Annotated in this window: 25 protein-coding genes; 22 read left to right on the forward strand and 3 right to left on the reverse strand. The window is 61.1% G+C overall.

What is annotated here, in order from left to right; genetic code table 11:
• Window positions 1–112 precede the first annotated feature (112 nt).
• The 9 genes from rplS (at window position 113) to FME68_RS04005 (ending at window position 7,364) form a co-directional block, all read left to right on the forward strand.
• Window positions 113–457: a 50S ribosomal protein L19 gene (gene rplS / locus FME68_RS03965; RefSeq protein ID WP_046648044.1), complete on the forward strand. Its 345-nt coding sequence runs from the start codon at window positions 113–115 to the stop codon at window positions 455–457.
• Window positions 458–692: 235 nt separating this feature from the next.
• Window positions 693–1,388 carry a signal peptidase I gene (gene lepB, locus FME68_RS03970; RefSeq protein WP_158396197.1) on the forward strand — a complete coding sequence of 232 codons (696 nt, stop codon included), beginning with the start codon at window positions 693–695 and terminating at the stop codon, window positions 1,386–1,388.
• Entirely contained in the window at window positions 1,366–2,067 is a 702-nt protein-coding gene (lepB, locus tag FME68_RS03975; protein WP_158396149.1) for a signal peptidase I, read from the forward strand. Before lepB (FME68_RS03970) ends, lepB (FME68_RS03975) begins: the two co-directional genes overlap by 23 nt.
• 5 nt (window positions 2,068–2,072) lie before the next feature.
• Window positions 2,073–2,714 carry a ribonuclease HII gene (locus tag FME68_RS03980; protein WP_046648047.1) on the forward strand — a complete coding sequence of 214 codons (642 nt, stop codon included), beginning with the start codon at window positions 2,073–2,075 and terminating at the stop codon, window positions 2,712–2,714.
• A gap of 87 nt (window positions 2,715–2,801) precedes the next feature.
• Complete coding sequence (locus tag FME68_RS03985; RefSeq protein ID WP_005528899.1) at window positions 2,802–3,107, forward strand: DUF2469 domain-containing protein; 306 nt, start codon at window positions 2,802–2,804, stop codon at window positions 3,105–3,107.
• Between the two features lie 207 nt (window positions 3,108–3,314).
• The gene (locus FME68_RS03990; RefSeq protein ID WP_049155384.1) at window positions 3,315–3,752 is read left to right on the forward strand and encodes a YraN family protein; all 438 of its coding nucleotides are present in this window, start codon (window positions 3,315–3,317) and stop codon (window positions 3,750–3,752) included.
• Complete coding sequence (locus tag FME68_RS03995; protein ID WP_070701708.1) at window positions 3,739–5,262, forward strand: YifB family Mg chelatase-like AAA ATPase; 1,524 nt, start codon at window positions 3,739–3,741, stop codon at window positions 5,260–5,262. Before FME68_RS03990 ends, FME68_RS03995 begins: the two co-directional genes overlap by 14 nt.
• Window positions 5,259–6,437, forward strand: coding sequence for a DNA-processing protein DprA (gene dprA / locus FME68_RS04000; RefSeq protein ID WP_158396151.1), 1,179 nt, complete (start codon window positions 5,259–5,261; stop codon window positions 6,435–6,437). Before FME68_RS03995 ends, dprA begins: the two co-directional genes overlap by 4 nt.
• Before the next feature lie 15 nt (window positions 6,438–6,452).
• Window positions 6,453–7,364, forward strand: a complete 912-nt coding sequence (locus FME68_RS04005) for a tyrosine recombinase XerC (protein ID WP_049155390.1) — start codon at window positions 6,453–6,455, stop codon at window positions 7,362–7,364.
• Here FME68_RS04005 and FME68_RS04010 read toward each other — a convergent pair.
• Window positions 7,327–7,833, reverse strand: coding sequence for a M23 family metallopeptidase (locus FME68_RS04010; protein WP_070515659.1), 507 nt, complete (start codon window positions 7,831–7,833; stop codon window positions 7,327–7,329). The genes FME68_RS04005 and FME68_RS04010 overlap by 38 nt on opposite strands.
• A gap of 394 nt (window positions 7,834–8,227) precedes the next feature.
• Between FME68_RS04010 and rpsB the strand changes: the two genes are divergently transcribed.
• The 5 genes from rpsB (at window position 8,228) to FME68_RS04035 (ending at window position 12,716) form a co-directional block, all read left to right on the forward strand.
• On the forward strand, window positions 8,228–9,055 hold the full coding sequence (gene rpsB / locus FME68_RS04015) for a 30S ribosomal protein S2 (RefSeq protein ID WP_046648052.1): 828 nt from the start codon (window positions 8,228–8,230) through the stop codon (window positions 9,053–9,055).
• Between the two features lie 247 nt (window positions 9,056–9,302).
• The gene (gene tsf / locus FME68_RS04020; RefSeq protein ID WP_046648053.1) at window positions 9,303–10,115 is read left to right on the forward strand and encodes a translation elongation factor Ts; all 813 of its coding nucleotides are present in this window, start codon (window positions 9,303–9,305) and stop codon (window positions 10,113–10,115) included.
• A gap of 248 nt (window positions 10,116–10,363) precedes the next feature.
• Entirely contained in the window at window positions 10,364–11,101 is a 738-nt protein-coding gene (gene pyrH / locus FME68_RS04025; RefSeq protein ID WP_046648054.1) for a UMP kinase, read from the forward strand.
• A gap of 70 nt (window positions 11,102–11,171) precedes the next feature.
• Window positions 11,172–11,729, forward strand: coding sequence for a ribosome recycling factor (gene frr, locus FME68_RS04030; protein WP_046648055.1), 558 nt, complete (start codon window positions 11,172–11,174; stop codon window positions 11,727–11,729).
• A gap of 132 nt (window positions 11,730–11,861) precedes the next feature.
• Window positions 11,862–12,716 carry a phosphatidate cytidylyltransferase gene (locus FME68_RS04035; protein ID WP_175973262.1) on the forward strand — a complete coding sequence of 285 codons (855 nt, stop codon included), beginning with the start codon at window positions 11,862–11,864 and terminating at the stop codon, window positions 12,714–12,716.
• Between the two features lie 3 nt (window positions 12,717–12,719).
• On the opposite strand, the gene FME68_RS04040 is transcribed toward FME68_RS04035, so the two are convergent.
• Window positions 12,720–13,124, reverse strand: coding sequence for a LapA family protein (locus FME68_RS04040; protein ID WP_046648056.1), 405 nt, complete (start codon window positions 13,122–13,124; stop codon window positions 12,720–12,722).
• Between the two features lie 93 nt (window positions 13,125–13,217).
• Here FME68_RS04040 and rlmN point away from each other — a divergent pair, with 93 nt between their 5' ends.
• From rlmN to FME68_RS04055, 3 genes are all read left to right on the forward strand, one after another.
• A complete protein-coding gene (gene rlmN / locus FME68_RS04045; RefSeq protein WP_046648137.1) occupies window positions 13,218–14,324 on the forward strand; it encodes a dual-specificity RNA methyltransferase RlmN in 1,107 nt (368 codons plus the stop codon).
• Between the two features lie 70 nt (window positions 14,325–14,394).
• Window positions 14,395–15,216 carry an ABC transporter ATP-binding protein gene (locus tag FME68_RS04050; RefSeq protein ID WP_102234605.1) on the forward strand — a complete coding sequence of 274 codons (822 nt, stop codon included), beginning with the start codon at window positions 14,395–14,397 and terminating at the stop codon, window positions 15,214–15,216.
• Window positions 15,213–16,802 (forward strand): hypothetical protein, encoded by a 1,590-nt coding sequence (locus FME68_RS04055; protein ID WP_046648058.1) that lies wholly within the window; start codon window positions 15,213–15,215, stop codon window positions 16,800–16,802. The genes FME68_RS04050 and FME68_RS04055 overlap by 4 nt, the downstream gene beginning before the upstream one ends.
• 85 nt (window positions 16,803–16,887) lie before the next feature.
• Here the strand turns inward: FME68_RS04055 and FME68_RS04060 are convergent, their stop codons facing one another.
• A complete protein-coding gene (locus FME68_RS04060; protein ID WP_046648059.1) occupies window positions 16,888–17,337 on the reverse strand; it encodes a DUF2631 domain-containing protein in 450 nt (149 codons plus the stop codon).
• A gap of 154 nt (window positions 17,338–17,491) precedes the next feature.
• Between FME68_RS04060 and dxr the strand changes: the two genes are divergently transcribed.
• From dxr to map, 5 genes are all read left to right on the forward strand, one after another.
• Window positions 17,492–18,682: a 1-deoxy-D-xylulose-5-phosphate reductoisomerase gene (gene dxr / locus FME68_RS04065; RefSeq protein WP_158396153.1), complete on the forward strand. Its 1,191-nt coding sequence runs from the start codon at window positions 17,492–17,494 to the stop codon at window positions 18,680–18,682.
• A 15-nt stretch (window positions 18,683–18,697) separates the two neighbouring features.
• A complete protein-coding gene (locus FME68_RS04070) occupies window positions 18,698–19,906 on the forward strand; it encodes a M50 family metallopeptidase (RefSeq protein WP_158396156.1) in 1,209 nt (402 codons plus the stop codon).
• A 64-nt stretch (window positions 19,907–19,970) separates the two neighbouring features.
• The gene (gene ispG / locus FME68_RS04075) at window positions 19,971–21,134 is read left to right on the forward strand and encodes a flavodoxin-dependent (E)-4-hydroxy-3-methylbut-2-enyl-diphosphate synthase (RefSeq protein ID WP_046648061.1); all 1,164 of its coding nucleotides are present in this window, start codon (window positions 19,971–19,973) and stop codon (window positions 21,132–21,134) included.
• 57 nt (window positions 21,135–21,191) lie between these two features.
• Complete coding sequence (locus FME68_RS04080; RefSeq protein WP_158396158.1) at window positions 21,192–23,042, forward strand: penicillin-binding transpeptidase domain-containing protein; 1,851 nt, start codon at window positions 21,192–21,194, stop codon at window positions 23,040–23,042.
• 69 nt (window positions 23,043–23,111) lie between these two features.
• Window positions 23,112–23,984 carry a type I methionyl aminopeptidase gene (gene map / locus FME68_RS04085; RefSeq protein ID WP_046648064.1) on the forward strand — a complete coding sequence of 291 codons (873 nt, stop codon included), beginning with the start codon at window positions 23,112–23,114 and terminating at the stop codon, window positions 23,982–23,984.
• Window positions 23,985–24,158: the final 174 nt, after the last annotated feature.

Genomic DNA, 24,158 nt, shown 5'->3' on the forward strand with positions numbered 1-24,158 from the left:
GCGGGGGTGGGGTGTGGAAAGATAGCGATGTTCTGTGTAATAGGCACGAACCGGTCAGCCGCCTCGCGGTGGCGCCAGGGTCCTCTGTCTTAAACTGAAAAGGAAAACACCAATGGCAAACCTCATTGATAAGGTTGATGCAGCTTCGCTGCGCGACGATATCCCGTCCTTCCGCCCGGGCGATACCCTTGACGTCAACGTCAAGGTCATCGAGGGCAGCACCGAGCGTACCCAGCTCTTCAAGGGTGTCTGCATCCGCCGTCAGGGCGACGGCATCCGCGAGACCTTCACCGTGCGTAAGGTTTCCTTCGGCATCGGCGTTGAGCGTACCTTCCCGGTTCACTCCCCGAACATTGCCTCCATCGAGGTAGTCCGCCGCGGCCGTGTCCGCCGCGCCAAGCTGTACTACCTGCGCGACCTGCGTGGCAAGAAGGCCCGCATCAAGGAGCGCCGCTAATTTACAGCGCGTCACAGCCCTTCGCCTTATCCTCATCGCGAGGAAAGGTGAAGGGCTTTCTTTTTGGCTTCATCCTTCTAGCGCGCGCCGCGCGGGGCCCACAAGGCCCGTGAGGATAAGACACATTGCTAGGATTTAGTCCGTGGAAAAAGAAAACGACTTTACTGAAGGTTCCCAGGGCGCTGGGGGAGAGGCGTCGGAAAGCGCGGCATCCCCAACTGAGGACAAGAAGCAGATGCCTTGGTTGCTGGAGACTGTCATCGTGGTGGTCTGTGTGCTCGCGGTCGTTGGAGTTTTCCAGAACTTCGTGGGCCGGCAGTATGTCATCCCGTCCGGCTCCATGGAGCCGACACTGCACGGCTGCGAAGGGTGTAACAACGACCGTATCTTCACCGAGAAGGTTTCTTATTACGGCGACAAGAGCCCGGAGCCTGGTGATGTCGTGGTCTTTAAGGGGACCCCGGACTGGGACAGCAATTGGGTGTCGCCACGCTCCGATAACCCGGTGATCCACCGTATCCAGGATGCCCTGAGCTACGTGTCGCTCACCCCGCCCGACGAGAACACCTTGGTAAAGCGCGTCATTGCCACCGGTGGCCAGACGGTGTCCTGCCAGGAGGGGGATCCGGCAGTCATGGTGGATGGCAAGCCTATTGAGCAGGATTATGTGCAGGATCCGCCAACCTATCGCGTTGATGAGACCACCGGTTCCTACGCCTGCGGCGGCGCGTATTTTGGCCCCGTGACCGTGCCTGAGGGCAATATCTGGGTAATGGGAGATAACCGCACGGCCTCCGCGGACTCGCGTTATCACATGCAGGATGAGTACCAAGGAACTATCCCGCTGGAAAACGTTCGCGGCAAGGTGATGTTCATCTTCTTCCCCTTCAACCGCATCGGTGGAGTCGATGACCCGGACATCCAGTCCTAGAGTTCGCGATGTCCTGTGGGCGCTGGCAGTTACCTTCGTGGCGCTGGCGCTGATTCAGGCCTTCGTGGGCAGGATGTACCTCATCCCGTCCTCCTCCATGGAACCCACACTGCATGGCTGCCCGGGATGTACGAATGACCGCATCGCCGTGCAGAAGGTGAGCTATTACTTCAACGACCCGCGTCCTGGGGAGGTCGTGGTCTTTTCCGGGCCAGACTCGTGGAACACGTCTTTTGAGGTAAAGCGTTCCCGCAACGTGCTCCTGCGCGGCATACAAAACCTTGGTGCCGCCGTGGGGCTCGTTCCCAACGGCGACAACATCTTGGTCAAGCGAGTCATCGCCACCGGCGGGCAGACCGTGTCATGCCAGGAGGGGGATCCAGCCGTGATGGTGGATGGCAAGCCCACCAACCAGGACTTCGTTCTGAATCCGCCGGAGATACCTGTTGATGAACGCGTGGGCTCGCAGGCCTGCGGTGGCGCCTACTTTGGTCCCGTCACGGTCCCGGAGGGTCACCTGTGGGTCATGGGAGACAATCGTACAAACTCGCTGGATTCGCGCGCTCACCTCGGAGACATACTGCAGGGCACCGTACCCGTGGAGAACGTTCGCGGGAAGGTCGCCGCCGTGGTGATGCCGTTCAGCCGCGCCCAGACTATCGATGCTCAACCGGTGTAAACGCTATGCGCCGTCTCAAACAGAAGAGAACCTATGAGGTTGCGCTCTCCAAGGCGGGGCTGGGGCCTGTCGCGGGGGTGGATGAAGCCGGGCGTGGGGCCTGCTGCGGGCCGGTGACGATTGCCGCGTGCATTTTGCCCGATCGCATCATTCCCGGTTTGGAGCGGCTCGATGACTCGAAGAAGCTCACGCCGGCGGCCAGGGAGAAGCTGGAGCCGCTGATCAAACGTCGCGCGCTGGCGTGGTCGGTGGTGCACGTGGGAGCAAAGGACATCGATGCCTTTGGCATCCAGCACGCCAACCTGTCGGGGATGCGCCGCGCGGTGGCACAGCTTAAGGTCCGACCGGGCTATGTGCTGAGCGACGCCCTCTTTGTCCCCGGCCTGCCTACCCCGCAACTGCCGATCATCGGCGGCGATACTGCCGCACGCTGCATCGCTGCGGCAAGCGTTGTGGCCAAGGTGTCTCGTGATCGCTTGATGGATGAGCTCGCGCAGCGCTACCCGGGCTATGCCTTGGAATCGCATAAGGGGTATGGCACCGCCGCACACCAAGAGGCCATCGTGCAGTTGGGAGCGACGCCGGAGCACCGCATGAGTTATCGCAACGTTGCTGGGGCTCATGCGCAATTCCTCGCGCGCGCCTGAAGCCTGAGGCGGGGTGCGGGAACTAAGCTGGTGCTCAATCTGTGACACCGTGATCCCGGTTGATTGTGAGCGAAGGAGAAGCACACCGTGAGCGCTGAGGAACTCGATAACTACGAGGCTGAAGTCGAGCTGTCGCTGTACCGCGAATACCGCGATGTAGTCAGCCAATTCTCCTATGTGGTGGAAACCGAACGCAGGTTTTACCTGGCCAATGCGGTCGAGCTCATTCCGCATACGTCTGGACCGGACGTCTATTACGAGGTCCGCATGTCCGATGCATGGGTATGGGATATGTACCGCTCGGCGCGCTTTGTGCGCTACGTCCGTGTGATCACTTACAAGGACGTCAACATTGAAGAGCTGGACAAGCCGGACTTTGTCCTCCCAGAGTAAAGCTCATGTGCGGGGTGCGGGTGCCAATAAAGTGGTGAGCCCGGACTAGTTATCCACAGATTTGGTGTGGCGAGACTCGAAGCTCTCGCCAGAGGGATGCCGAGTGAGGTGTTCTGGAAGTGCCGTAAGGGGGTGTGCGGCACAGGAATTGTCTTGTGTCGTGCTTGCGGCGTGTTGTCTACACGTTCAATTCCAAGGAGCACCATAATGACAAAAAATCTAGCGACTTCCGTGCATTCACCGAGCGTGGGGCAGACCATCCGCCCTGCGGATGCACTGGGGAAAGCGGGGGAGAAGTTCGCCGCTGACTTTTACCGAGCGCGCGGGGCTCAGGTGATAGCCGCGAACGTCCACTACCGCGTGGGCGAACTCGACCTCGTTGTGCGCGAGCCTGATGGAACCATCGTCTTCTGTGAAGTTAAAACCCGGGCAACCCGCAACTTTGGCGTGGCTGAAGCGGTAACACCGCGCAAGCTAAAGCGCCTTCGCAAGGCTGCCGCGCAGTGGCTGAGCGCAAGGCGGAGTACTACCCAGCCCTTAAGCAAGGTTCGCTTTGATGTACTCGGGCTCGTGTCCACAGGGGCTGAGAAGGGGGAAACCTTCGACGTGGAGTATTTCCAGGGAGTTGACCATGGCTCTCGGTAGGTGCGACACGATTGCGCTAGATGGCGTGCTGGCCAGGGTGGTCACCGTGGAAGCCAACGTGGGTCCCGGGCTTCCCGGTGTCCATGTGGTGGGACTGGGTGATGCCGCGATTTCGGAGTCGCGGGATCGCATCCGGACCGCGGTGAGCAACTCGCACCTACCGTGGCCGAAAACAAAGGTCGTGGTGTCCATGTCACCAGCATCGTTGCCCAAGGCCGGCGCACATTTCGATCTCCCCATGGCGCTGGCTATCTTAGCGGCAGGTCAGAGCGAGAAAAGTCGGCTCAGCGGGGCGCTCGTGCTCGGCGAGTTGGGACTGGACGGGCAGGTTCGCCCGGTCTCCGGCATCATCCCGGCGATTCTGGCGGCGCGCTCGCAAGGCTATGACACGCTGATCATTCCGGTTGGTAATGCGGCGGAAGCAGCATTGGTTCCCGGCATGCGAGTGCTGGTTGCCGAAACCCTCTGGGATGCTTTCGCTTGGGTATGCGGGAGTGATTGCCTGCCGGACGCGCAGCTGATCACGCACGCTGCGGCGCCCGCGCGCGAACAAGTTGCAGACTTCAGCGAGGTAGCCGGACAGCGGGAAGCCAAGTGGGCAGCAGAGGTTGCCGCGGCTGGCGGCCATCACGTGATGATGGTGGGGCCACCCGGTTCCGGCAAATCGATGATTGCTTCGCGTTTGCCGGGCATCCTTCCGCGCTTGACCACGGAAGAAGCGGTGGAGGCTACCGCGATCCACTCGGTGGCGGGAGCCGTTGGCACGGCGATTTCCCGGGCGCCCTTCATCGCGCCGCACGCTTCGGTCACGAGGGCCGCGCTGATCGGCGGTGGATCGGGGCGCCCGCGGCCAGGTGCGGTGAGTTTGGCACACCATGGCGTGCTTTTTCTCGACGAGGTCAGCGAGGTTCCGGCGCAAGTACTGGATAGCTTGCGCGCACCGCTGGAAGAAGGACAGGTGCGCCTGACTCGGGCTAGCCGCGAGGTAATCTTTCCCGCCCGCTTTCAACTGGTGTTGGCTGCGAACCCGTGCCGCTGTGGCGCTGAGGAACCGTCACGCTGCGAATGCCGGGCAGCAGACAGGATGAACTACCTATCCAACCTTTCGGGCCCATTGCGCGACCGCCTCGACATCATTGTGTCTTTGTCGGGGCAATCCGCGGTACTGCACCCAGAAGGGGAGGAAACCTCCGCAGACATTGCTCAACGCGTGGCCGCCGCCAGGGAACGAATGAAGGCGCGTTGGGAGGCCGATGGGCTGGGAAGCGTAGTCAATGGCGCCGTGTCTGCTTCCTATTTGCGGCGTCATCGCCCAGCAGCGGAGTCGGCCATGATTATGCTTGCTGCCTACTTGGCTGAAGGGGAGCTCAGCCAGCGTGGGGTGGATCGTGTGCTGCGCTTGGCGTGGACGTTGGCGGACCTCGATGGAACCGCCCGTCCTGAGCTTGACCACGTCAGCCGCGCACTCGATCTCCGTGGCGCTGACACGATCGAAAGGCTGGCCGCATGAGCGAACTCAACGTGTCGACCAGCCGTCACACCTGGGCCTACCTCAACCGCGTGGTGGAAGGACCCTCACCAACCCTCCACGGTCTGCTGACCCAATACCCGGCTGAGGAGATAGCGCGAGGAATCTATAAGGGAGAGGACTGGATCGGACCCCTGCGGCAGGCTACGGCATCGCGGCGGGACTGGCTACGACAAGACGAAGACCTCGCCGCCGCAGAGGCGGTCGGAGCCCGGCTCATCACACTCGATGACGCGGAGTGGCCCGGGGAGGAATTTGCCCGTGCCTTTGGGTTCTACCACCAGGGGCTCGTCGATGCCCCGGCGACGTTTGATGACCAAGCAGTCCCGCCCCACAGCCTCTGGGTTCGCGGCGGGAACCTGCGCGAAGCGGTAGCCCAATCCGTTGCCCTGGTGGGCACGCGCGCCGTGAGCCGGTACGGCTGGGAGGCGGGCTCACTTCTGGCTGGTGGCCTCGCAGCGCACCAATGGACCGTGGTGTCCGGTGGGGCAGTGGGGGTTGATACAGCGGTGCACGAGGCAGCTCTCGACGCAGGTGGGCAGACCGTCGCGGTGGCGGCCTGCGGTATTGACATTTCCTACCCGGCGCGCAATGCACGTCTCTTTGACAGGATTGCCGGGAATGGGTGCATCGTGTCCGAGTTCGCGCCGGGCACACGGCCACAGCGCTTCCGCTTCTTGTCCCGCAACCGCCTCGTGGCGGCGATGACCAGCGGCACCGTGGTGGTGGAAGCCGGGTTTCGTTCTGGCGCGTTGAACACGCTGAACTGGGCGGAGGCTCTGGGCCGGGTTGCCATGGCGGTGCCGGGCCCAGTCACGACGTCTGGGTCCTTGGGGTGCCACCAACGCATCCAGGATGGGCGAGCGCAACTGGTGGCCTCAGTCGACGAAATACGTGGACTCGTGGGCAAAGTCGGGGAAGTGGACGCTGCGGGTCAGTATGAACTTGAGTTCCAGCCAACCCCGGTACAACGCTTGTCCCGCAACGAGCTCAAAGTGTATGACTCCACTCCGCCGGAAAGTGCGGAGGAGGGAGCGAGTGCGGAGGATATCGCGGCTGCTGCGGGAATGCGGGTGGCGCTGACCATCCACCTGCTCGTGGCGATGCAAAAGATGGGGGTGATAACGCGCTCGGGCGCGATGTGGCAGCGCACCTGAGTACACTCATGTGACATGAGTGGAGCATGTGGTAACAGTGAGCGGCGCGTGGGTGGCCAGCTGGAGGAAGCGATCGAGGACTTTGCGGATTATCAGCGCATTGTCCGCGGTCGCTCCGAGGCGACCGTCCGTGGCTACTGTTCAGACCTGCGCCTGCTGGCTGCCGACGTCCCGAGTTTCTCGTCATTTACTCTCAACGCCCTCCGTGCATGGCTGGCGGGTGCCGTCGATGAGGGAAAGTCTCGCTCCACGCTGGCGCGGCGTACCGCAGCGGTGCGCGCCTTTTCCACGTGGGCCGCGCGTGAGGGGCACCTCGAGACTGATGTCGCCCAGCGCCTGGCTACGCCCAAGGTGGGCAAGCATCTGCCCACTGTGATGTCGCCCGCCGCCGCCGGGGAACTGATGGGCAATGCCGTTTCCGCCGATGAGATCCATTTCCTGCGTGATAGCGCCATGCTCGAGTTTCTCTATGCCACCGGTGCGCGTGTAGCCGAATTGGTGAGCCTGGACATCGGGGATGTGGATCTTTCCCGCCGCACCGCGCGCGTGACCGGTAAGGGCAATAAGCAGCGCGTCGTTCCCTTCGGGGACGCGGCCCATGACGCGCTGCGCGCCTGGCTGAAGACGGGGCGCCCCGAGCTCGCCGGTGAAACGGAAGCGGTCTTCGTGGGCACGCGCGGACGCCGAATCGATGCGCGCCAGGTCCGCCGCGTCGTCGAACGCGCCGCACAAGTCACGGGCGCGCCGGGGCTCACCCCGCACGGCCTACGCCACTCCGCGGCTACGCATCTGCTCGAGGGCGGGGCCGATTTACGCATCGTGCAAGAGTTGCTCGGCCATTCTTCTCTGCAGACCACGCAGGTCTATACGCACGTTTCTGCCCAGCGCCTTAAGGACGTCTACGCTCGCTCCCACCCGCGGGCTTGAGCCGAATGACGGGTTCGCCGAGGAGATCCAGCGGGTTGATGTAGTCCTCGCGACCTTTAATTGCGCCCCAATGGAGTCCCGGATAGCCATCCACGGACGGCGCGAGCGTGCCGATCACGTCTCCTTCCTGCACTCGGTCACCTTTCTTAACCCGCGCGAACACTGGTTGATAAGTGGTGCGTAGGCCGTTGCCATGAGCAATCGAAAGGGCTGGCTTACCCGCTATGGAGCCTGCGAAGTACACAACGCCGTCGCCAGCGGCACGCACCTTACCGCCGACAGGTAGATCCAGATCGACACCGCGGTGCCCGGCCATCCACCGCTTCTCAGGAGGTTCGAAGCCGCGCAAGACACGCGAAGCAACCGGCTCCCCAGTGGTGGGGTCGACGAAGGCGGCGGCGAGGGGGACGTCGGCAAGCGCAGCCCAAACGCATAGCAGGGCAGATAAACAAAGTAGACGGTGACGCATGGCCTCAAGCCTGCGCGTGAGCGCGGCTCGAGGGAAGAGCGTGCGGTCGACCTGTGGATAACTCGTTACAGAAGTAACCCATGGTGCGCTAGGGAAAAGTTCGTTAAGCCTGTCAACAATCCAGCGGAGGTGATTCGGTCGCGTCGTTTGGAATCACCGTGTGTGCAGTACTAAGCTAGCCCACAGCAGTCTGTGCTCGGCACCGAATGGTTACCACATGGACTGACTACGCGCGGCGAAGTAGTCGCTTCCTGGGTTAAGGAAGAGACAGTCCGTGGTTGACGTGGTCCCCAGGATAATGGGGTGTTAACCAGGGCCTTCGTTGCTAGGGTGCGGGATAAAACACCGCACAATCTTTGCAAAACCGAAACAACATATAGAAAGCGAGCGAAACATGGCAGTCGTAACCATGCGCGAGCTCCTCGACGCTGGTGTCCACTTCGGTCACCAGACCCGTCGCTGGAACCCGAAGATGAAGCGCTTCATCTTCACCGACCGTAACGGCATCTACATCATCGACCTGCAGCAGACGCTGACCTACATCGATGAGGCCTTCGAGTTCGTTAAGGAAACCGTCGCACACGGCGGCACCATCCTCTTCGTTGGTACCAAGAAGCAGGCTCAGGAAGCCGTTGCTGAAGAGGCAACCCGCGTTGGTATGCCGTACGTGAACCACCGCTGGCTCGGTGGCATGCTCACCAACTTCCAGACCGTCTCCAAGCGCCTGAAGCGCATGAAGGAGCTGCAGGCTATGGATGCGGCTGAGGACGGCTACAAGGGCCGCACCAAGAAGGAAGTTCTGATGCTGACCCGCGAGCGCACCAAGCTGGAGCGCGTCCTGGGCGGTATCTCCGATATGACCAAGGCTCCGTCCGCACTGTGGATCGTTGACACCAACAAGGAGCACATCGCGGTCAAGGAAGCTCAGAAGCTTAACATCCCGGTTGTTGCCATCCTGGACACCAACTGCGACCCGGATGAGGTCGACTTCCCGATTCCGGGTAACGACGACGCTATCCGCGCCACCAAGCTGCTCTCCGGCATCATCGCCACCGCTGTGGATGAGGGCAAGAAGGCTCGCGAGGAGCGCCAGCTTGCACAGGCCAAGGAGGCCGCCGGCGACACCGCTGAGAAGGACGCCCGCGACGCCGCTGAGGCTGCCGCTGCGTCTGACCCGGCTTCCGCTGAGAAGTCCGAGGACGCCGAGAAGTCCGCAGAGTAATCTGCATACCTGAAGCCCCCGTACCGCGCGGCGCCTACTGTCCGCGGAGATGGGGGCTTTTTCTCACGTGTTTTCCGAAGCTTGCGAAGGCGCGTGACACACCACAGGGGTGAAACACCACGCAGAGGGTTTCCTCCGTTGGGGGAGTGGGAGAAAGCTAACACCCCCTCAACGCGACGTGGTGGTAGCGATTCAGCTACGCTGTTTCAACGAATACCGTTTAAATCCAAGGAGGATCGCTCCAACTATGGCGAACTACACTGCTGCAGACGTAAAGGCATTGCGTGAGGCCACCGGCGCCGGCATGCTCGATTGCAAGAAGGCTCTCGACGAGTCCCAGGGTGACTACGACAAGGCCGTCGAGTACCTGCGCATCAAGGGCGCAAAGAACGTGTCCAAGCGCGCTGAGCGTGAGGCAACTGAGGGCCTGATTGCTGTCTCCGGCAACACGATGGTGGAGATCAACTGCGAGACCGACTTCGTGGCCAAGAACGAGGCTTTCAAGTCCTTCGCTGCCAAGATCGCTGAGGCTGCTGGTGAGGCCAAGGTCAACTCCGGTGAGGAACTCAACAACCTGGAGATTGACGGCAAGAAGGTTTCCGAGGTCGTCGACGAAGAGTCCGCAAAGACCGGCGAGAAGCTGCAGGCCCGCCGTGCCGTCACCATTGAGGGTGACAACGTAGCTGTGTACCTGCACCAGCGTTCCGCTGACCTGCCGCCGGCAGTGGGTGTCCTGGTGTCCTACGAGGGCAACGCAGAAGGCGCTCACGCAGTCGCTCTCCAGATCGCAGCTATGAACGCTGAGTACCTCACCCGCGAGGACGTTCCGGCTGAGATCGTTGAGAAGGAGCGCGAGATCGCTGAGGCCACCACCCGTGAGGAGGGCAAGCCGGAGGCTGCCCTGCCGAAGATTGTGGAAGGCCGCCTGAACGGCTTCTACAAGTCTGTGGTCCTGCTGGAGCAGGCAGCACTGTCTGACTCCAAGAAGACCGTTAAGCAGGTCGCAGACGAGGCTGGCACCACCATTACCGGTTTCGTCCGTTACGAGGTCGGCGTCTAAGCGCTTCTGAAGCTTTCGCAGTCATGGCCGCATGTCGTGCGGCGGCTGCCTTCCGTTCCCTCCTCCACTCCTTTTCCCTACGCCGTGTGGCCAAAGGAAAGAAGTGGGGGAGGGAGTTCGCTGTTTTAGCCTGCCCCTGAGGGTGGGGCTCGCACGCAGCTGAGTATTAGCAAGCGGCTTCCTATGGTTAAGATGGAACAGAATTATTCAAGCGCTTAACTGAAGCGTCGCCATGCGTGAAGGAGACGATGAAGACCGTGACCAACCCTGAACCGAAGCGAACCGGATACAAGCGAGTCATGCTCAAGCTGGGCGGTGAGATGTTCGGCGGTGGCAAGGTCGGCATCGACCCTGATGTGGTAGAAAACGTCGCCCGCCAAATTGCCGAGGTGGCGCAGCAGGGTACCGAAATCGCCGTCGTTATCGGCGGCGGTAACTTCTTCCGCGGCGCCGAACTTTCCCAGCGCGGCATGGACCGCGCGCGCTCCGACTACATGGGCATGCTCGGCACCGTCATGAACTCCCTGGCGCTGCAGGACTTCCTCAAACAGCAGGGCATCGACTGCCGCGTGCAGACCTCCATCAACATGGCCCAGATCGCTGAGCCCTACCTCCCGCTGCGTGCCGACCGCCACTTGGAAAAGGGCCGCGTCGTCATCTTCGGCGCCGGAATGGGCATGCCGTACTTCTCCACCGATACCACTGCGGCGCAGCGAGCCCTAGAGATCGGCGCGGAAGTCCTCTTCTTGGCCAAGGCAGTCGACGGCGTCTATTCGGCCGACCCCCGGACCAACCCGGATGCCGAACTGTATTCCGAAATCACCCCGCGTGAGGTTATTGAGAAGGGTCTGAAGGTGGCCGATGCTACCGCGTTCAGCCTCTGCATGGACAACAATATGCCGATTTTGGTCTTCAACCTCCTCACCGAGGGCAACATCAAGCGTGCCGTCAACGGCGAGAAGATCGGCACGCTGGTTCAGTCCTAGTACAAATGGGCTGCGACCTGCTAAATTCTTTCCCAGAACTTTTGACTATTTCAAGGGAGTTGTAACCCTCATGATCGACGAGATCCAGCTCGAAGCTGAAGAGCACATGACCGCTTCGGTAGAGCACACCCGTGAGCAGCTGCTCACCATCCGCACCGGCCGCGCCAACCCGTCCATGTTTAACGGCTTGGTCGCTGAGTACTACGGGGTTCCGACCCCTATTACCCAGATGGCCACCATCTCGGTCCCTGAGCCGCGCATGCTGCTCATCAAGCCTTATGAACAGTCCGTGATGAATGAGATTGAGAACGCGATTCGCAACTCGGATCTGGGCGTGAACCCGACGAACGACGGTCAGGTACTGCGCGTGACCATCCCGCAGCTGACCGAGGAGCGCCGCCGTGACATGGTCAAGATGGCCAAGAGCAAGGGCGAGGACGGCAAAATTGCTATCCGCAACATCCGCCGCCGTGCCATGGAGCAGCTGAAGAAGCTGCAGAAGGATGGCGACGCGGGTGAGGACGAGGTTATCGCCGCCGAGAAGGAGATGGAAAAGATTACGTCCGGCTACATCGAGCAGGTGGACCAGCTCGTAGCCAACAAGGAAGAAGAGCTCATGGAGGTCTAGCCTCCGCGCTCACAGAGTTTTGACTTGCCGCCGCGCCAGGCACCGACCAGCACGGCGGTCTTTTCTGTGTAGACCTTGACTTACCCCACGATTGAATGAGGAGCACGCGTGAGCACTGAGCACTCGAGCCGAATGCCCAAACCCAAAAACTCCGCGGGTCGAGACATGCCTGCGGCGATTGCCGTTGGCGTTGGTTTGGGCGCGCTCGTTGTCTTTGCGGTGTGGGCCGGGCCCCTTGTGTGGTACCTCGTCGTAGCCACAGCGCTGGGCCTAGCCATGTGGGAGGTCCTTACCAGGCTGCGGGAGCACTCCTACTACGTCCCGCGGACGTTGCTCATCGTCTTGGGACAAGCCATGGTGTGGGTCTCGTGGTTCCTCAATGCCTCCGGCCTCGTCGCGGTTTATGTGGTTGCGGTCTTGGCGCTCATGTTCGGCCGCCTCTTTCACAACGGCAGACATCGCCCCCCGATCAACTATTTGCGCGATATGTCCGTGGGTATTTTCGTTCTCACCTGGATCCCACTTTTTGGCACCTTTGCCGCGATGCTTTCGCGGGTGGAGACGCCCTTCGCCTCGGGGGCGGCGTCGATTGTCGTGTTTATGCTCTGCGTCGTCGCCTCCGACACCGGTGGTTTCATCGCCGGCGTGATGTTTGGATCGCACCCCATGGCCCCCGCGGTGAGCCCCAAGAAGTCGTGGGAGGGCTTTGCCGGCTCGGTAGTTTTCGGCACCCTGACCGGTGCATTGAGTTTCGCGTTCCTGCTGCACCACACTCCATGGGTGGGCGCGCTCATGGGCCTCGGGCTCGTTTTCTGCGCCACCCTCGGTGACTTGGTGGAGTCTCAGTTTAAGCGGGAATTGGGCATCAAGGATATGTCTGCCTTGCTGCCCGGTCACGGCGGCATCATGGACCGCCTGGATGGCATGCTGCCATCCGCGATGGTCACGTGGGTGGCAATGAGCTTCCTGACCACCCTGGCGCCGTAGGTCTTAGCGGCGCGCTTGCTTGCGTACCTGGCGCCGCAACTCGAACATGCGCCAGCCGCCCACCAGGGCCATAATGAGCGCGCCGGCAATGGCGCAGATGAGGTAAGTGACACCGGCGGGGAACTGCACTGACCAGTTAAGGAAGTTCAGCGGTACTTGGTGCTGGTTCTGCAGGATGAAGATGATAAGGACGATGAGCAGCAGGAAGCCCACGATGAGGGCAATCCACGTGCTGGCGGCGAAGGAGCCCTTGACCTTTCCGTCATTTTTATTGTCATAGTCGGTTGCGCGCGGAGCCGGCTCCACCGCACCGCCACCGGAAGTGGTTTCCGCAGACAGGTCGGTCAGCGGCTCGTCGGCCGGAGCGGTGGTGCGGAATTCCTCAGGGGAGTTTTCTGGATTCGTCATGCATCTATTAAATAGGTTGAGATGTCACTTTCGCCACTCCAGCAGAGCCTAGATTGGATAATGTGGCTGAAAACGTGGAAAATGGGCTCTACCATGGCTGAACCACTGAAACTGAATTTCTCCGCTCCGCGCCGCGGGCTACCCCCGAAGCACTTCGCGGACCTGACCGAGGCCGAGCGCATTGAGGCGCTCGCGGAACTTGGCCTGCCTAAGTTCCGGGCAAAGCAGCTGGCCAAGCACTACTACGTCCACCACACCGCCGATGTTTCCGAGATGACGGATATCCCGGCTGCCTCCCGTGAGGCAGTCCAGGAGCGTTTGTTCCCCACGCTCATGCAACCCATCCGGCAGACTTCCACCGACGACGGCGAGACCACCAAGTCCCTGTGGCGTTTGCACGACGGCACACTGCTGGAGTCCGTGCTCATGCGCTACCCAGGTCGCGCCACCCTGTGTATCTCCTCCCAGGCCGGGTGCGGCATGGCCTGTCCGTTCTGCGCCACCGGCCAGGGCGGGCTGGACCGCAACCTGTCCACCGCGGAAATCGTGGAGCAGTTTAGGCACGCTGCTCGCCTCATGGAGGAAGAAGGCGGGCGCTTGAGCAACGTTGTCTTCATGGGCATGGGCGAGCCGCTGGCCAACTACAAGCGCGTGGTTCATGCGGTGCGCCAGATTACCGGACCTGATCTCAGCGGCTTCGGCCTGTCCCAGCGCAACGTCACTGTATCGACGGTGGGGCTGGCCCCGGCCATCCGCAAGCTCGCGGATGAGGATTTGTCCTGCACCCTCGCAGTGTCCCTGCACACCCCGGACGACGAGCTGCGCGATACTCTCGTGCCGGTCAACAACCGCTGGCCGGTCGAGGAGGTGCTCGACGCCGCCAAGTACTATGCCGATAAGTCTGGCCGCCGCGTCTCCATCGAGTATGCGCTGATCCGCGATAAGAACGATCAGGATTTCCGCGCCGACATGCTGGGCCGGAAGCTCCATGCGGCGCTGGGCTCCAAGGTTCACGTCAACGTCATTCCGCTTAACCCCACGCCGGGTTCCGAGTGGGACGCCGCTCCGAAGGCGCGTCAGGACGAGTTTGTCCGCCGCGTCATTGCGCAAGGCGTGCCGTGCACCGTGCGCGACACCAAGGGCGATGAAATTGCCGCGGCCTGTGGCCAGCTTGCCGCCGACGAGCGCGAGACGGCTTAAGGGCTCTGCTTACAGTTTCCTAACGATAGTTTTTCGGAGAACAAAGCATTAATGGTTCTTGATACCGTTAATGCTTATGACTCATCCTTATCGTGCGGACTTAGCCGCCGATCCGCGCACCCAAGCTCTGGCGGTGCGCGATCTGCGCAAGTCCTTTGGTTCTCAGATCGCTGTCAATAGCCTCAACCTGGATGTTCCACGCGGATCCATCTACGGGATAGTGGGGCCCAACGGTGCGGGCAAGACCACGATGCTGACCATGGCCTGTGGCCTCCAGCGTCCCGATTCAGGCTCCAGCTTCATCGCTGGTCACAATGTGTGGGAGGAGCCCATTCCCGCCAAGCGGGCCATGGGTCTGCTCATGGATGGTGCGCCGGTCTTTGACCGCCTCACGGGCGCTGAGTATCTCCACTACCTCGGTGCTTTGCACAAGCTGGAACGCGCCGAGTCGCTGCGCCGTGCCCAGGAACTTCTCGACGCCCTCTCCCTCTCCGATGCCGCCGACAAACGCATCTCGGATTATTCCGCCGGCATGACCAAAAAGATCCTCTTGGCCGGCGCCGTCCTGCACAACCCAGAGGTGCTCATCCTCGATGAGCCGCTGGAAGCCGTGGATCCGGTCTCCGGGCGCCTCATCCAGCAGATGCTGCGCGCCTATGCTGCGCGTGGCGGCACGGTTATTTTGTCTTCGCACGTCATGGAGCTTGTTGAGGGGCTATGTGACCACGTTGCCATCATCAACGGCGGCCAAGTCATCACCGCAGGCCACGTTGAGGATGTCCGGCAGGGCCAAAGCCTGAGCGATCTGTTCATCGCGGCCGTTGGGGGACGGGATCTGGACGTCTCGAAGTTTGGGTGGCTGCGCTCGCCAGCGGCAGGTGAGCGCGAATGACATCCACTCTGTTCAGGCTTCACCGCACCCTGTGGTGGCGCAGTGTCGCCTCCAACCCGGCGACGCTCATCATGGGGCTGATGATGCTTCTCTACGGGGCTATCGGTCTCGTTTCGCTCGCCTTCATGGTGTATACCGATATCACCACCCCGGGCCACGGTTACCAAGCGCTGACCGTCGGGGTGGCAGGCGGCATGCTCATCTACGTTCTCCTGGCTCTCTTTATGCCGGCGGGGGAGAACCAACTGAGCCCAACAACCCTGGGAGCGCTTCCGCTCACTCCCCGCGAAGTCCTTCCGGGCCTCTTCCTTTCCAGCTTGCTGACCACCCGCGCCATCATGTCGGTTGTCTTTTCCCTGGTATATGCGATCATCGGCAGCATTTTCCTCATCCTGACAGGAACAGGATGGGCCGCAGTGCCCTTCGTCGTCGGCATGGTTCTCTCGTGTGCGACGACCATCATCTTCGGCGAATGCCTTGGCCAAGTGGCTTCCGCCATCGCGGATTCCCAGAAATCCCGCACCCAAATCGCGGCGATGGTGGTCATGGGCTTGCTGGTCTTTGGCATGCTGCAGGCGCAGAGCGTCCTGGAGTCTTTGCCGCCTCTTCACGCGGTGGGTGCCGTTAGCGCCTGGACCCCGTTTGGTGCAGGGGTGGGGTGGGCGCTCGCGCTTGCCGACGGCCACTTCCTCACCGCCCTAGCCCAACTGCTCATCGCGGTGGCCAGCCTTGGCCTGTTGGCATGGGGGTGGTCCCGTCAGATAACCGGCCTCATGCGCAATCCGGGAGCGGGTGGTGACGCAGCCAGCGAGGTGACGGGCAAGGGAGTATCCAAGTTGGAGTTGGGCGCGTGGTCTTATTCCAGTCCGGCGGCGATGGAATATACCCGCGCGTTGCGTTATCTCACCCGTGACAAGCGGCAAACAGGCATGCTGTACATGATGCCTCTGTTTGGCGTGGTGACGCTCTATCAGCTGTGGAAGGGCGATGATTTCACCGCCTATTTTATGCTGTGCTTCAGCGCAATCGTGCTCTCTTCGCTCTTGGCTAATGATTATGGCTTCGACGGGCCATCGAATTGGGTTCACATGGTGGCGCCGGTTGCCCCGCGCACCATCCTTCATGCGCGCCACCTCGCACACGTGACTATTCCTTTGATTGGGTTTGTTCTGCTTGCTGTAGTGGTTCTTGTCTTTAGTGATGACGTCACCTTGGGCATGGTGAGCACAGCTGTGGCCCTAGGAGTGTTTATCTCCACGGCGGCGGTGGGCTTGGGGTTGACGGTGCTCAATCCTTATCCTTTGTCCGCCCCTGGGCAGAACCGGTGGAATGATAAATCTGGCTATTCCGCTGGTGCTTTTCTCACTGCGTTCGTCGGCATGCTGTTGGTATGGGTGCCCGCGCTGCCCGGCATCGTGGTTTCTGCCCTCGTTTACGAGCGAGGAGGCTGGCTGCTTTACGTTGCGGTGATGGTTTCGCTACTGGTCCCGGCGCTGGTTTACGCCGTTGTCTGGCGCTTTGCCGGAAACAGAGCGCAGGAGCGAACCCCGGAAATCTACGCGGTGGTCAACCGTTACGTGACCTAGGGGGCGAAAAAGATAAAACAAAGCTCCCTTTTAGCAGGCCATTCGTGAACTGCAGAAAGGGAGCTTTGCGTAAAGCGAAGAAGCGTTAGTTAGCCACCGGCTTGGCAGCGTGGCGGCCTTCGGTCACACCACGAAGGTGGGCAACGCGAGAAGGCTCGATGTTGAGGGCACGTAGCTCATCATCGGTCAGGGAAGCGTAGACGTTGTGAACGGTCTTCTGCTCGTATGCCCAGTCCGGCTCCTCGTGGCCTACCGGCTTGTTGCGGGCGGTCAGGGTGCGCACCTGGGAGAGCTTCGGCTGCAGGGCGTAAATCACCAAACCGAGGGCGATAAGGACTGCCAGGGTGATGAGCCAGATCGTCTCCACGTGGCCCTTGTGGTTACCAAAGTTATAAGCAAGCAGGAACACGACGGACGTCCAACCGGCGATCTGTACGCCCGAGCGGCTGATGCGGGACCAACCGAAACCTGCGGACGGGACGTCATCGGTGGATACGCCGTCGAAAACCTGCGATGCCGGCTTGTGGGAAGACACTTGCTCTCCTTTGCGTGTACATGCAGCTCACCCTGGTTAGAACTTGTTGACTCGAGCGAGCGCACGAAAAATGCCAGTTATTCTGTGTAGTAGTTTAAATGATCCTGCCGACAACCGCGATTAAACACCCCCGCCTTTCGCTATCGGAGCGCCTATGACTCCGGCTAGGGTGAACAGGGTGAGTACCCAACGCATTCTGATTCTCGGCTCTACTGGTTCGATTGGCACCCAGGCTCTGGAAGTTATCGCGGATAATCCGGATAAATTCACAGTCGTGGGTATCGCTGCTGGTGGGTCCAACCCACAGCTCGTCATAGAGCAGGCCCGCGCTCTCAACCTTTCGTTTGACCACGTGGCCGTCGCTAAGCCCGAAGCAGCCCGCACCGTTTCCGAGGCTCTCGGCGGCGCTGTGCTGTCGGGCCCAGACTCCGCAGAACAACTTGTCAAGGCCATCGATGCGGATAAGGTTCTCAACGCGCTTGTTGGATCCATGGGTTTGGCATCCACCATCGCCACTTTGGAGAAGGGCGAGCTGTTGGCGTTGGCGAACAAAGAATCTCTCGTCGCCGGCGGCTCCATCGTCACCCGCTTGGCGGGGGAGGGGCAGATTATTCCGGTGGATTCCGAGCATTCCGCCATGGCGCAATGCTTGCGTGCGGGCAGCGGTGTGGAGCTTGAGCGCCTCGTTCTTACCGCCTCTGGCGGTCCTTTCCGCGGGTGGACCCGCGAGGAGATGTGGGATGTCACCCCGCAGCAAGCAGCGCAGCACCCGACGTGGTCGATGGGGCAGATGAACACCCTGAATTCGGCGACTTTGGTGAATAAGGGCCTTGAGCTCATCGAGGCGACCTTGCTGTTCGACATCCACCCGGACCTTATTGATGTCACCGTTCACCCCCAATCCATCGTGCACTCCATGGCCACCTTCACCGATGGCTGCACGATTGCGCAGTGTTCCCTGCCGTCGATGAAGTTGCCGATCTCGTTGGCGCTGGACTGGCCACACCGAGTACCCGGCGCTCAGCCGGCGTTGGACTTTTCCGCCGCTCATGACTGGCGCTTCGAGCCGCTCGATGACGAAGCCTTCCCAGCCGTTCGCCTTGCCCGCGAGGTGGCCGCTGCCGGCGGCACGCATGCCGCTGTATATAACGCTGCGAACGAGGAGGCAGCGGCTGCTTTCCTGGCGGGCCGCATCCACTTCCCGGAAATTGTTGACGTGGTTAGCCACGTCGTGGGTCAGGCCTCGGAGTTCGCTGGTGTACCCTCTAGCGTCGATGATGTCCTCGCCGTGGAAGGTGAGGCCCGCCGTCGCGCAAATGCGTTGGTGGATTCACTCGCTCGTTAGAAAGCCGTCTACTTTATGGCAAATGTCCTCGGCATAGTCCTCTTCGCCTTGGGGATCGGCATTACCGTTGCCCTACACGAGGCAGGCCACATGTTCACCGCCCGTGCCTTCGGGATGCGAGTGCGGCGCTACTTCATCGGCTTCGGACCCCGCATAGCGTCCTTTACGCGAGGCCATACTGAATATGGCCTCGCAGCTCTTCCAGTGGGCGGCTTCTGCGATATCGCGGGCATGACCGCGCAGGATGAGTTCCTCACAGAGGAGGAAGAGCCCTACGCCATGTACAAGAAGCCGGCGTGGCAGCGCGTCATCGTGCTGGCCGGCGGCATCACGGTGAACCTCTTGTTGGGTTTCATTATCCTGCTGCTCATCGCCATGACCTCGGGTCTGCCCAACCCGGATGCGGATGTCCGTCCGCGCGTTGGTGAAGTGTCCTGTGCTGTGAACCAGAAGGCTGACAGCACCCTAGATTCCTGCCAAGGGCTGGGCCCAGCTGGTGAGGCGGGCGTGGAGTCCGGGGATATCGTCCTAGCACTCAATGGCGAGACCATGGACTCCTTCGCGCAGCTGCGCGATACGGTCATGAACTATCCCGGCGATACCGTCACCCTCACCGTTGAGCGCGATGGCGCTCTGCGTGACTTCGATATCACCTTGGCGACGGTGACCCGGCTCAACGCCGAGGGGCAACTGGTGGAGGTCGGTGCCATCGGCATGAGTAACCAGGTAATCGACATCAGGGAGACCTACTCCTTTGTCGACGCTATCCCGGCGACCGCCCGTTACTCCGGCAATGCGCTCAACGCCACGGTCCAAGGAATCGCCCAGTTCCCCGCAAAGATTCCGGGTGTGGTGGCTTCCATCTTTGGTCAGGAGCGCGATGTCAACGGGCCGATGTCCGTGGTGGGTGCTTCCCGCGTAGGCGGCGAACTGGTGGAGCGCAGCCTGTGGTCTTCCTTCTTTATGATGTTGGCCACTCTCAATTTCTTCCTCGCGCTGTTTAACCTCATCCCGTTGCCGCCTTTTGATGGTGGTCACATCGCCGTCATCATCTATGAGAAGATCCGCGATGCTCTGCGCCGCCTCATGGGCAAGGAGCCGAAGGGGCCGGCAGACTATACCAAGCTCATGCCGATTACTTATGTGCTGGCTTTCCTCCTCATGGCGGTGGGCGCGCTCATCATGATTGCGGATGTGGTCAACCCGATTCGGCTCTTTGGCTAGTGATCCCGCTGTCTTGTGCGGTGCTAGAGTGGGGGCGTTAAACCCCAATTAGCAAGGAGCGCACATGTCGACCCCTATTGGTCTTGGAATCCCCGACGGCCCACCTCCTACCTTGGCGCCGCGCCGCAAGACGCGCCAGCTCATGGTTGGCCAGGTTGGTGTGGGCTCTGATCACCCCATTTCCGTGCAGTCGATGACCACGACGAAGACGCACGACGTTAACGCCACCCTCCAGCAGATTGCCCAGCTGACCGCTTCGGGCTGCGACATCGTTCGCGTGGCCTGCCCGAAGACGGTGGACGCGGAGGCTTTGCCCGCGATTGCCAAGAAGTCTCCGATCCCCGTGATCGCCGACATCCACTTCCAACCCAAGTACATCTTCGCCGCCATCGACGCCGGCTGCGCCGCTGTTCGCGTTAACCCGGGCAATATCAAGGAATTTGATGGTCGCGTGAAGGAAGTCGCCAAGGCGGCGGGCGATGCCGGTATTCCGATTCGCATCGGTGTCAACGCTGGTTCCCTGGACAAGCGCATCATGGAGAAGTACGGCAAGGCAACCCCGGAGGCCCTCGTCGAGTCCGCACTGTGGGAGGCCGGCCTCTTTGAGGAGCACGGCTACGGAGACATCGCTATTTCCGTAAAGCACAACGACCCAGTCGTCATGGTAGAGGCCTACCGTCAGCTCGCCGCTCAGTGTGACTACCCGCTGCACCTTGGCGTCACCGAGGCCGGCCCCGCATTCCAGGGCACCATCAAGTCTTCGGTTGCTTTCGGCGCCCTGCTTGCCGAAGGCATCGGCGACACCATCCGCGTGTCCCTCTCGGCGGATCCGGTGGAAGAAATCAAGGTCGGCGACCAGATCCTGCAGTCCCTCAACTTGCGCCCGCGCAAGCTGGAGATTGTCTCCTGCCCGTCCTGTGGCCGCGCACAGGTGGACGTCTACAAGCTGGCCAACGAAGTCACCGAAGGCCTCGACGGCATGGAATTCCCGCTGCGCGTGGCCGTCATGGGCTGCGTGGTGAACGGCCCGGGCGAGGCCCGCGATGCAGATCTCGGTGTGGCCTCTGGCAACGGCAAGGGCCAGATCTTCGTCAAGGGTGAGGTCATCAAGACCGTGCCCGAATCCAAGATCGTGGAAACGCTCATCGAAGAAGCAATGCGCCTGGCAGAAGAACAGGGCCTGGAGGCCGTGGAAGGCGCCAAGGCTGAGGTTCGCGTTACCAAGTAGCACGCCTGCGGTGTGGGGTGGCCGCCGCGCCGCCCCAGGCTGCTACGCTGCCCAAGCATGAAGAGGTTCGTGGCGCTGCTGGGTGCGGTAGGTTTCGCGGCGTCGTCTGTGGTGGGATGTACCCCCAAGCCGGTGTCCGCACGCCCAATTGCAGAAGAGTTTCTCGAGAGCATGGAAACTCGCAACAACGAAGAGCTGGTGCAGCTGATCGACGATGGCTCGACCGCCACGAACACCCTTGACGCCACCTTCGCGGGCCTGCAAGCAGAGGGCCTCGACGTCGAACTGACCGGGGTAGATCAGGAAGAGGCTCAGGCCACCGCGCACTATTCAGTGACGTGGACTCTGCCGCGTAATCGTTCCCTCCGCTATGACACGTCTATGGCCTTGACTCGCAAGGACAAGGACTGGACTGTCCGCTGGCAGCCCAGCATCATTCACCCCGATCTCGGCGCGCACCAGCACCTCGAGCTGCGCTCAGTCGCGCCGAAGCGCGCGGGCGTGGTCTCCTCCGATGGCGTTGAGCTGATGTCACCGGGGCTGCAATACCGCCTTGTTGTCGACACCGACGCTGTTGATGACCCGCGCCCGCTGGCAGCTAAGGTTTCCGGCGCTTTGAGCCAAGCGCATCGGGAGGATGACTCCATTCCGGAGATTGATTCTGGCGAACTTGCCACAAACCTCGAAGGAATCGATGGCTCCTACTCGGTCACCATGCTCAACGAGGCCCAGGCAGCGAGGCTGCGTCCCGTTCTGGAAAACCAGAAGGGGATTCGCTTCAATGAGGAACCGGCGCTCATCACTCGCGATACCGGCCTGGCACCCGACATCCTCTCCCGTGTGCGATCCATGGTTTCTGAAGAAGTCGATGGCAAGAATGGTTGGTCCATCTCTGTCGTGAACGAACACGGGGCTGCGCTATCCGACGTCGAGTATCACGAGCCCGAAGCGGCTCCGTCCATCAAGGTTTCGCTGGACTATGACGTTCAGCGTGCTGCGCAAGAAGCCATTAATCTGCACCCCGGGTACGAGGCCATGATTGTGGCCATGCGCCCCTCCACGGGCGAAATCCTGGCCGTGGCGCAAACCCCGGAAGCAGATAAGAAGGGCGACATCGCCCTCCAAGGCCAGTTCCCTCCCGGATCGGTCTTCAAGATTATTACGGCCTCGGCGGGCGTCGACAAGCAAGGCCTGTCCACAGATTCCATCGTGCCCTGCCCGGGCACCATGGATCTGTACGGGCGCACCGTGACCAACTACAACGGGTTCTCGCTCGGCTCGGTACCGCTGCGCCAAGCCTTTGCACAATCCTGCAACACCACGTTCGCGCAGATCTCGACCGACCTCCCCAAGGGTGAGCTTCGCGACGTGGGCAAGCAATACGGGCTGGGCATCGACTACGAGGTGCCGGGGCTCTCGACGATTACCGGATCGATCCCAGAGGGAGAAACCCCGCTTGAACGCACGGAAGCCGGCTATGGCCAGGGCCTTGACCTTGTCTCTCCCTTCGGCATGGCGCTTGTTTCTTCGACGGTAGCGGCTGGCAAGACCCCGACGCCGACTCTCATCGAGACACGGGAGACCAAGGTTTCCGAGGAGGTCCCCGCGCCGAGTGAAGAGACGCTGAATCAGGTACGGGACATGATGCGTCAGGTGGTGGCGAGCGGTACTGCGGCGGGTATGCAAGCACAGGGAACCATTTATGGAAAGACCGGTGAGGCGGAAATCAACGACGGCTCGCACGCGTGGTTTACCGGCTTCCGCGATGATGACATTGCTTTCGCCACACTCGTGGTGTTGGGCGGTGGCTCGACGATTTCGGTCAACATCACTGATAACTTCCTGCAGCGTTTGGATGCCCTCCGCGCGGAAGGCCACGGCGAGGTTGCTCCCGCACAAGAGCAGTAGCGCGCGCTCATGAGCGCGCCACTGGTGCTCTTTGTCGGGTGCTGGGGAAGAGGGCTACCATGAGTAGTTATGACTAAGCGCGCGATGCTGAAACAAGAAAAAGATACTCCAATCCGCACGGTACCGAAGGATATCGAACGCCCAGAGTACGTGTGGAAGGATACGGTCCAGGAAGCGCAGGGCGAGCCGTTTGTGCAGACCCCGGAGGTCATTGAGGCCATGCGTGAGGCCTCACGCATAGCGGCCAACGCTCTGCAGGAAGCCGGAAAGGCTGTGGCTCCCGGTGTGACCACGGATGAGATTGACCGCGTTGCGCACGAGTATATGTGCGATCACGGTGCCTACCCGTCGACGCTGGGGTACTTGGGCTTTCCGAAATCCTGCTGCGTGTCCCTCAATGAGATTGTCTGCCACGGCATCCCGGATACCACGGTGATTGAGGATGGCGACATCGTCAATATCGACGTCACGGCCTTCAAAAATGGTGTACACGGCGATACCAACGCCACCTTCCTTGCGGGCAATGTCTCGGAGGAACACAAGCTGTTGGTGGAGCGCACGAAGGAAGCGATGATGCGCGGCATCAAGGCCGCGAAGCCCGGCCGTGAGATTAACGTTATTGGGCGCGTTATTGAGTCTTACGCCAATCGTTTCGGCTACAACGTGGTTACCGATTTTACCGGTCACGGTGTAGGCCCCACCTTCCACAACGGCCTCGTCGTGCTGCACTACGACTCGATGACCTACCGCGACATCCTCGAGCCGGGAATGACACTGACCATCGAGCCGATGATCAACCTGGGCTCGCTCGACTATGAGATTTGGGACAACGGCTGGACCGTCCAGAACACCGATGGCAAGTTCACCGCCCAGTTCGAGCACACCATCGTTATCACCGATGACGGCAACGAGATTCTTACCCTGCCTGGTGAACTTGACTAGCTAAGAATCCACACAACACATCCAGGGCTGCCCTAACTGCCGAAAGGGGGTTAAGGGTCAAAATGTGTGTCTGGCTCGGCGTGTCGCGGGGGTTAGATTTGGCCTTTTTGAATGCCGATTGAGTGGGTGTAGTCGGTGTCGATAGCGTTGTCGTAGAGGGCTGGGCGTCCTGTT

Source organism: Corynebacterium hiratae, from assembly GCF_009708045.1.
GTDB lineage: Bacteria > Actinomycetota > Actinomycetes > Mycobacteriales > Mycobacteriaceae > Corynebacterium > Corynebacterium hiratae.

Coding starts and splice junctions, on each gene's coding strand:
- rplS (WP_046648044.1), top strand. CDS start 113: ATGGCAAACCTCATTGATAAGGTTGATGCAGCTTCGCTGCGCGACGAT.
- lepB (WP_158396197.1), top strand. CDS start 693: ATGCCTTGGTTGCTGGAGACTGTCATCGTGGTGGTCTGTGTGCTCGCG.
- lepB (WP_158396149.1), top strand. CDS start 1,366: ATGACCCGGACATCCAGTCCTAGAGTTCGCGATGTCCTGTGGGCGCTG.
- FME68_RS03980 (WP_046648047.1), top strand. CDS start 2,073: ATGCGCCGTCTCAAACAGAAGAGAACCTATGAGGTTGCGCTCTCCAAG.
- FME68_RS03990 (WP_049155384.1), top strand. CDS start 3,315: ATGACAAAAAATCTAGCGACTTCCGTGCATTCACCGAGCGTGGGGCAG.
- FME68_RS03995 (WP_070701708.1), top strand. CDS start 3,739: ATGGCTCTCGGTAGGTGCGACACGATTGCGCTAGATGGCGTGCTGGCC.
- dprA (WP_158396151.1), top strand. CDS start 5,259: ATGAGCGAACTCAACGTGTCGACCAGCCGTCACACCTGGGCCTACCTC.
- FME68_RS04005 (WP_049155390.1), top strand. CDS start 6,453: ATGAGTGGAGCATGTGGTAACAGTGAGCGGCGCGTGGGTGGCCAGCTG.
- FME68_RS04010 (WP_070515659.1), bottom strand. CDS start 7,833: ATGCGTCACCGTCTACTTTGTTTATCTGCCCTGCTATGCGTTTGGGCT.
- rpsB (WP_046648052.1), top strand. CDS start 8,228: ATGGCAGTCGTAACCATGCGCGAGCTCCTCGACGCTGGTGTCCACTTC.
- tsf (WP_046648053.1), top strand. CDS start 9,303: ATGGCGAACTACACTGCTGCAGACGTAAAGGCATTGCGTGAGGCCACC.
- pyrH (WP_046648054.1), top strand. CDS start 10,364: ATGAAGACCGTGACCAACCCTGAACCGAAGCGAACCGGATACAAGCGA.
- frr (WP_046648055.1), top strand. CDS start 11,172: ATGATCGACGAGATCCAGCTCGAAGCTGAAGAGCACATGACCGCTTCG.
- FME68_RS04035 (WP_175973262.1), top strand. CDS start 11,862: ATGCCCAAACCCAAAAACTCCGCGGGTCGAGACATGCCTGCGGCGATT.
- FME68_RS04040 (WP_046648056.1), bottom strand. CDS start 13,124: ATGACGAATCCAGAAAACTCCCCTGAGGAATTCCGCACCACCGCTCCG.
- rlmN (WP_046648137.1), top strand. CDS start 13,218: ATGGCTGAACCACTGAAACTGAATTTCTCCGCTCCGCGCCGCGGGCTA.
- FME68_RS04050 (WP_102234605.1), top strand. CDS start 14,395: ATGCTTATGACTCATCCTTATCGTGCGGACTTAGCCGCCGATCCGCGC.
- FME68_RS04055 (WP_046648058.1), top strand. CDS start 15,213: ATGACATCCACTCTGTTCAGGCTTCACCGCACCCTGTGGTGGCGCAGT.
- dxr (WP_158396153.1), top strand. CDS start 17,492: ATGACTCCGGCTAGGGTGAACAGGGTGAGTACCCAACGCATTCTGATT.
- FME68_RS04070 (WP_158396156.1), top strand. CDS start 18,698: ATGGCAAATGTCCTCGGCATAGTCCTCTTCGCCTTGGGGATCGGCATT.
- ispG (WP_046648061.1), top strand. CDS start 19,971: ATGTCGACCCCTATTGGTCTTGGAATCCCCGACGGCCCACCTCCTACC.
- FME68_RS04080 (WP_158396158.1), top strand. CDS start 21,192: ATGAAGAGGTTCGTGGCGCTGCTGGGTGCGGTAGGTTTCGCGGCGTCG.
- map (WP_046648064.1), top strand. CDS start 23,112: ATGACTAAGCGCGCGATGCTGAAACAAGAAAAAGATACTCCAATCCGC.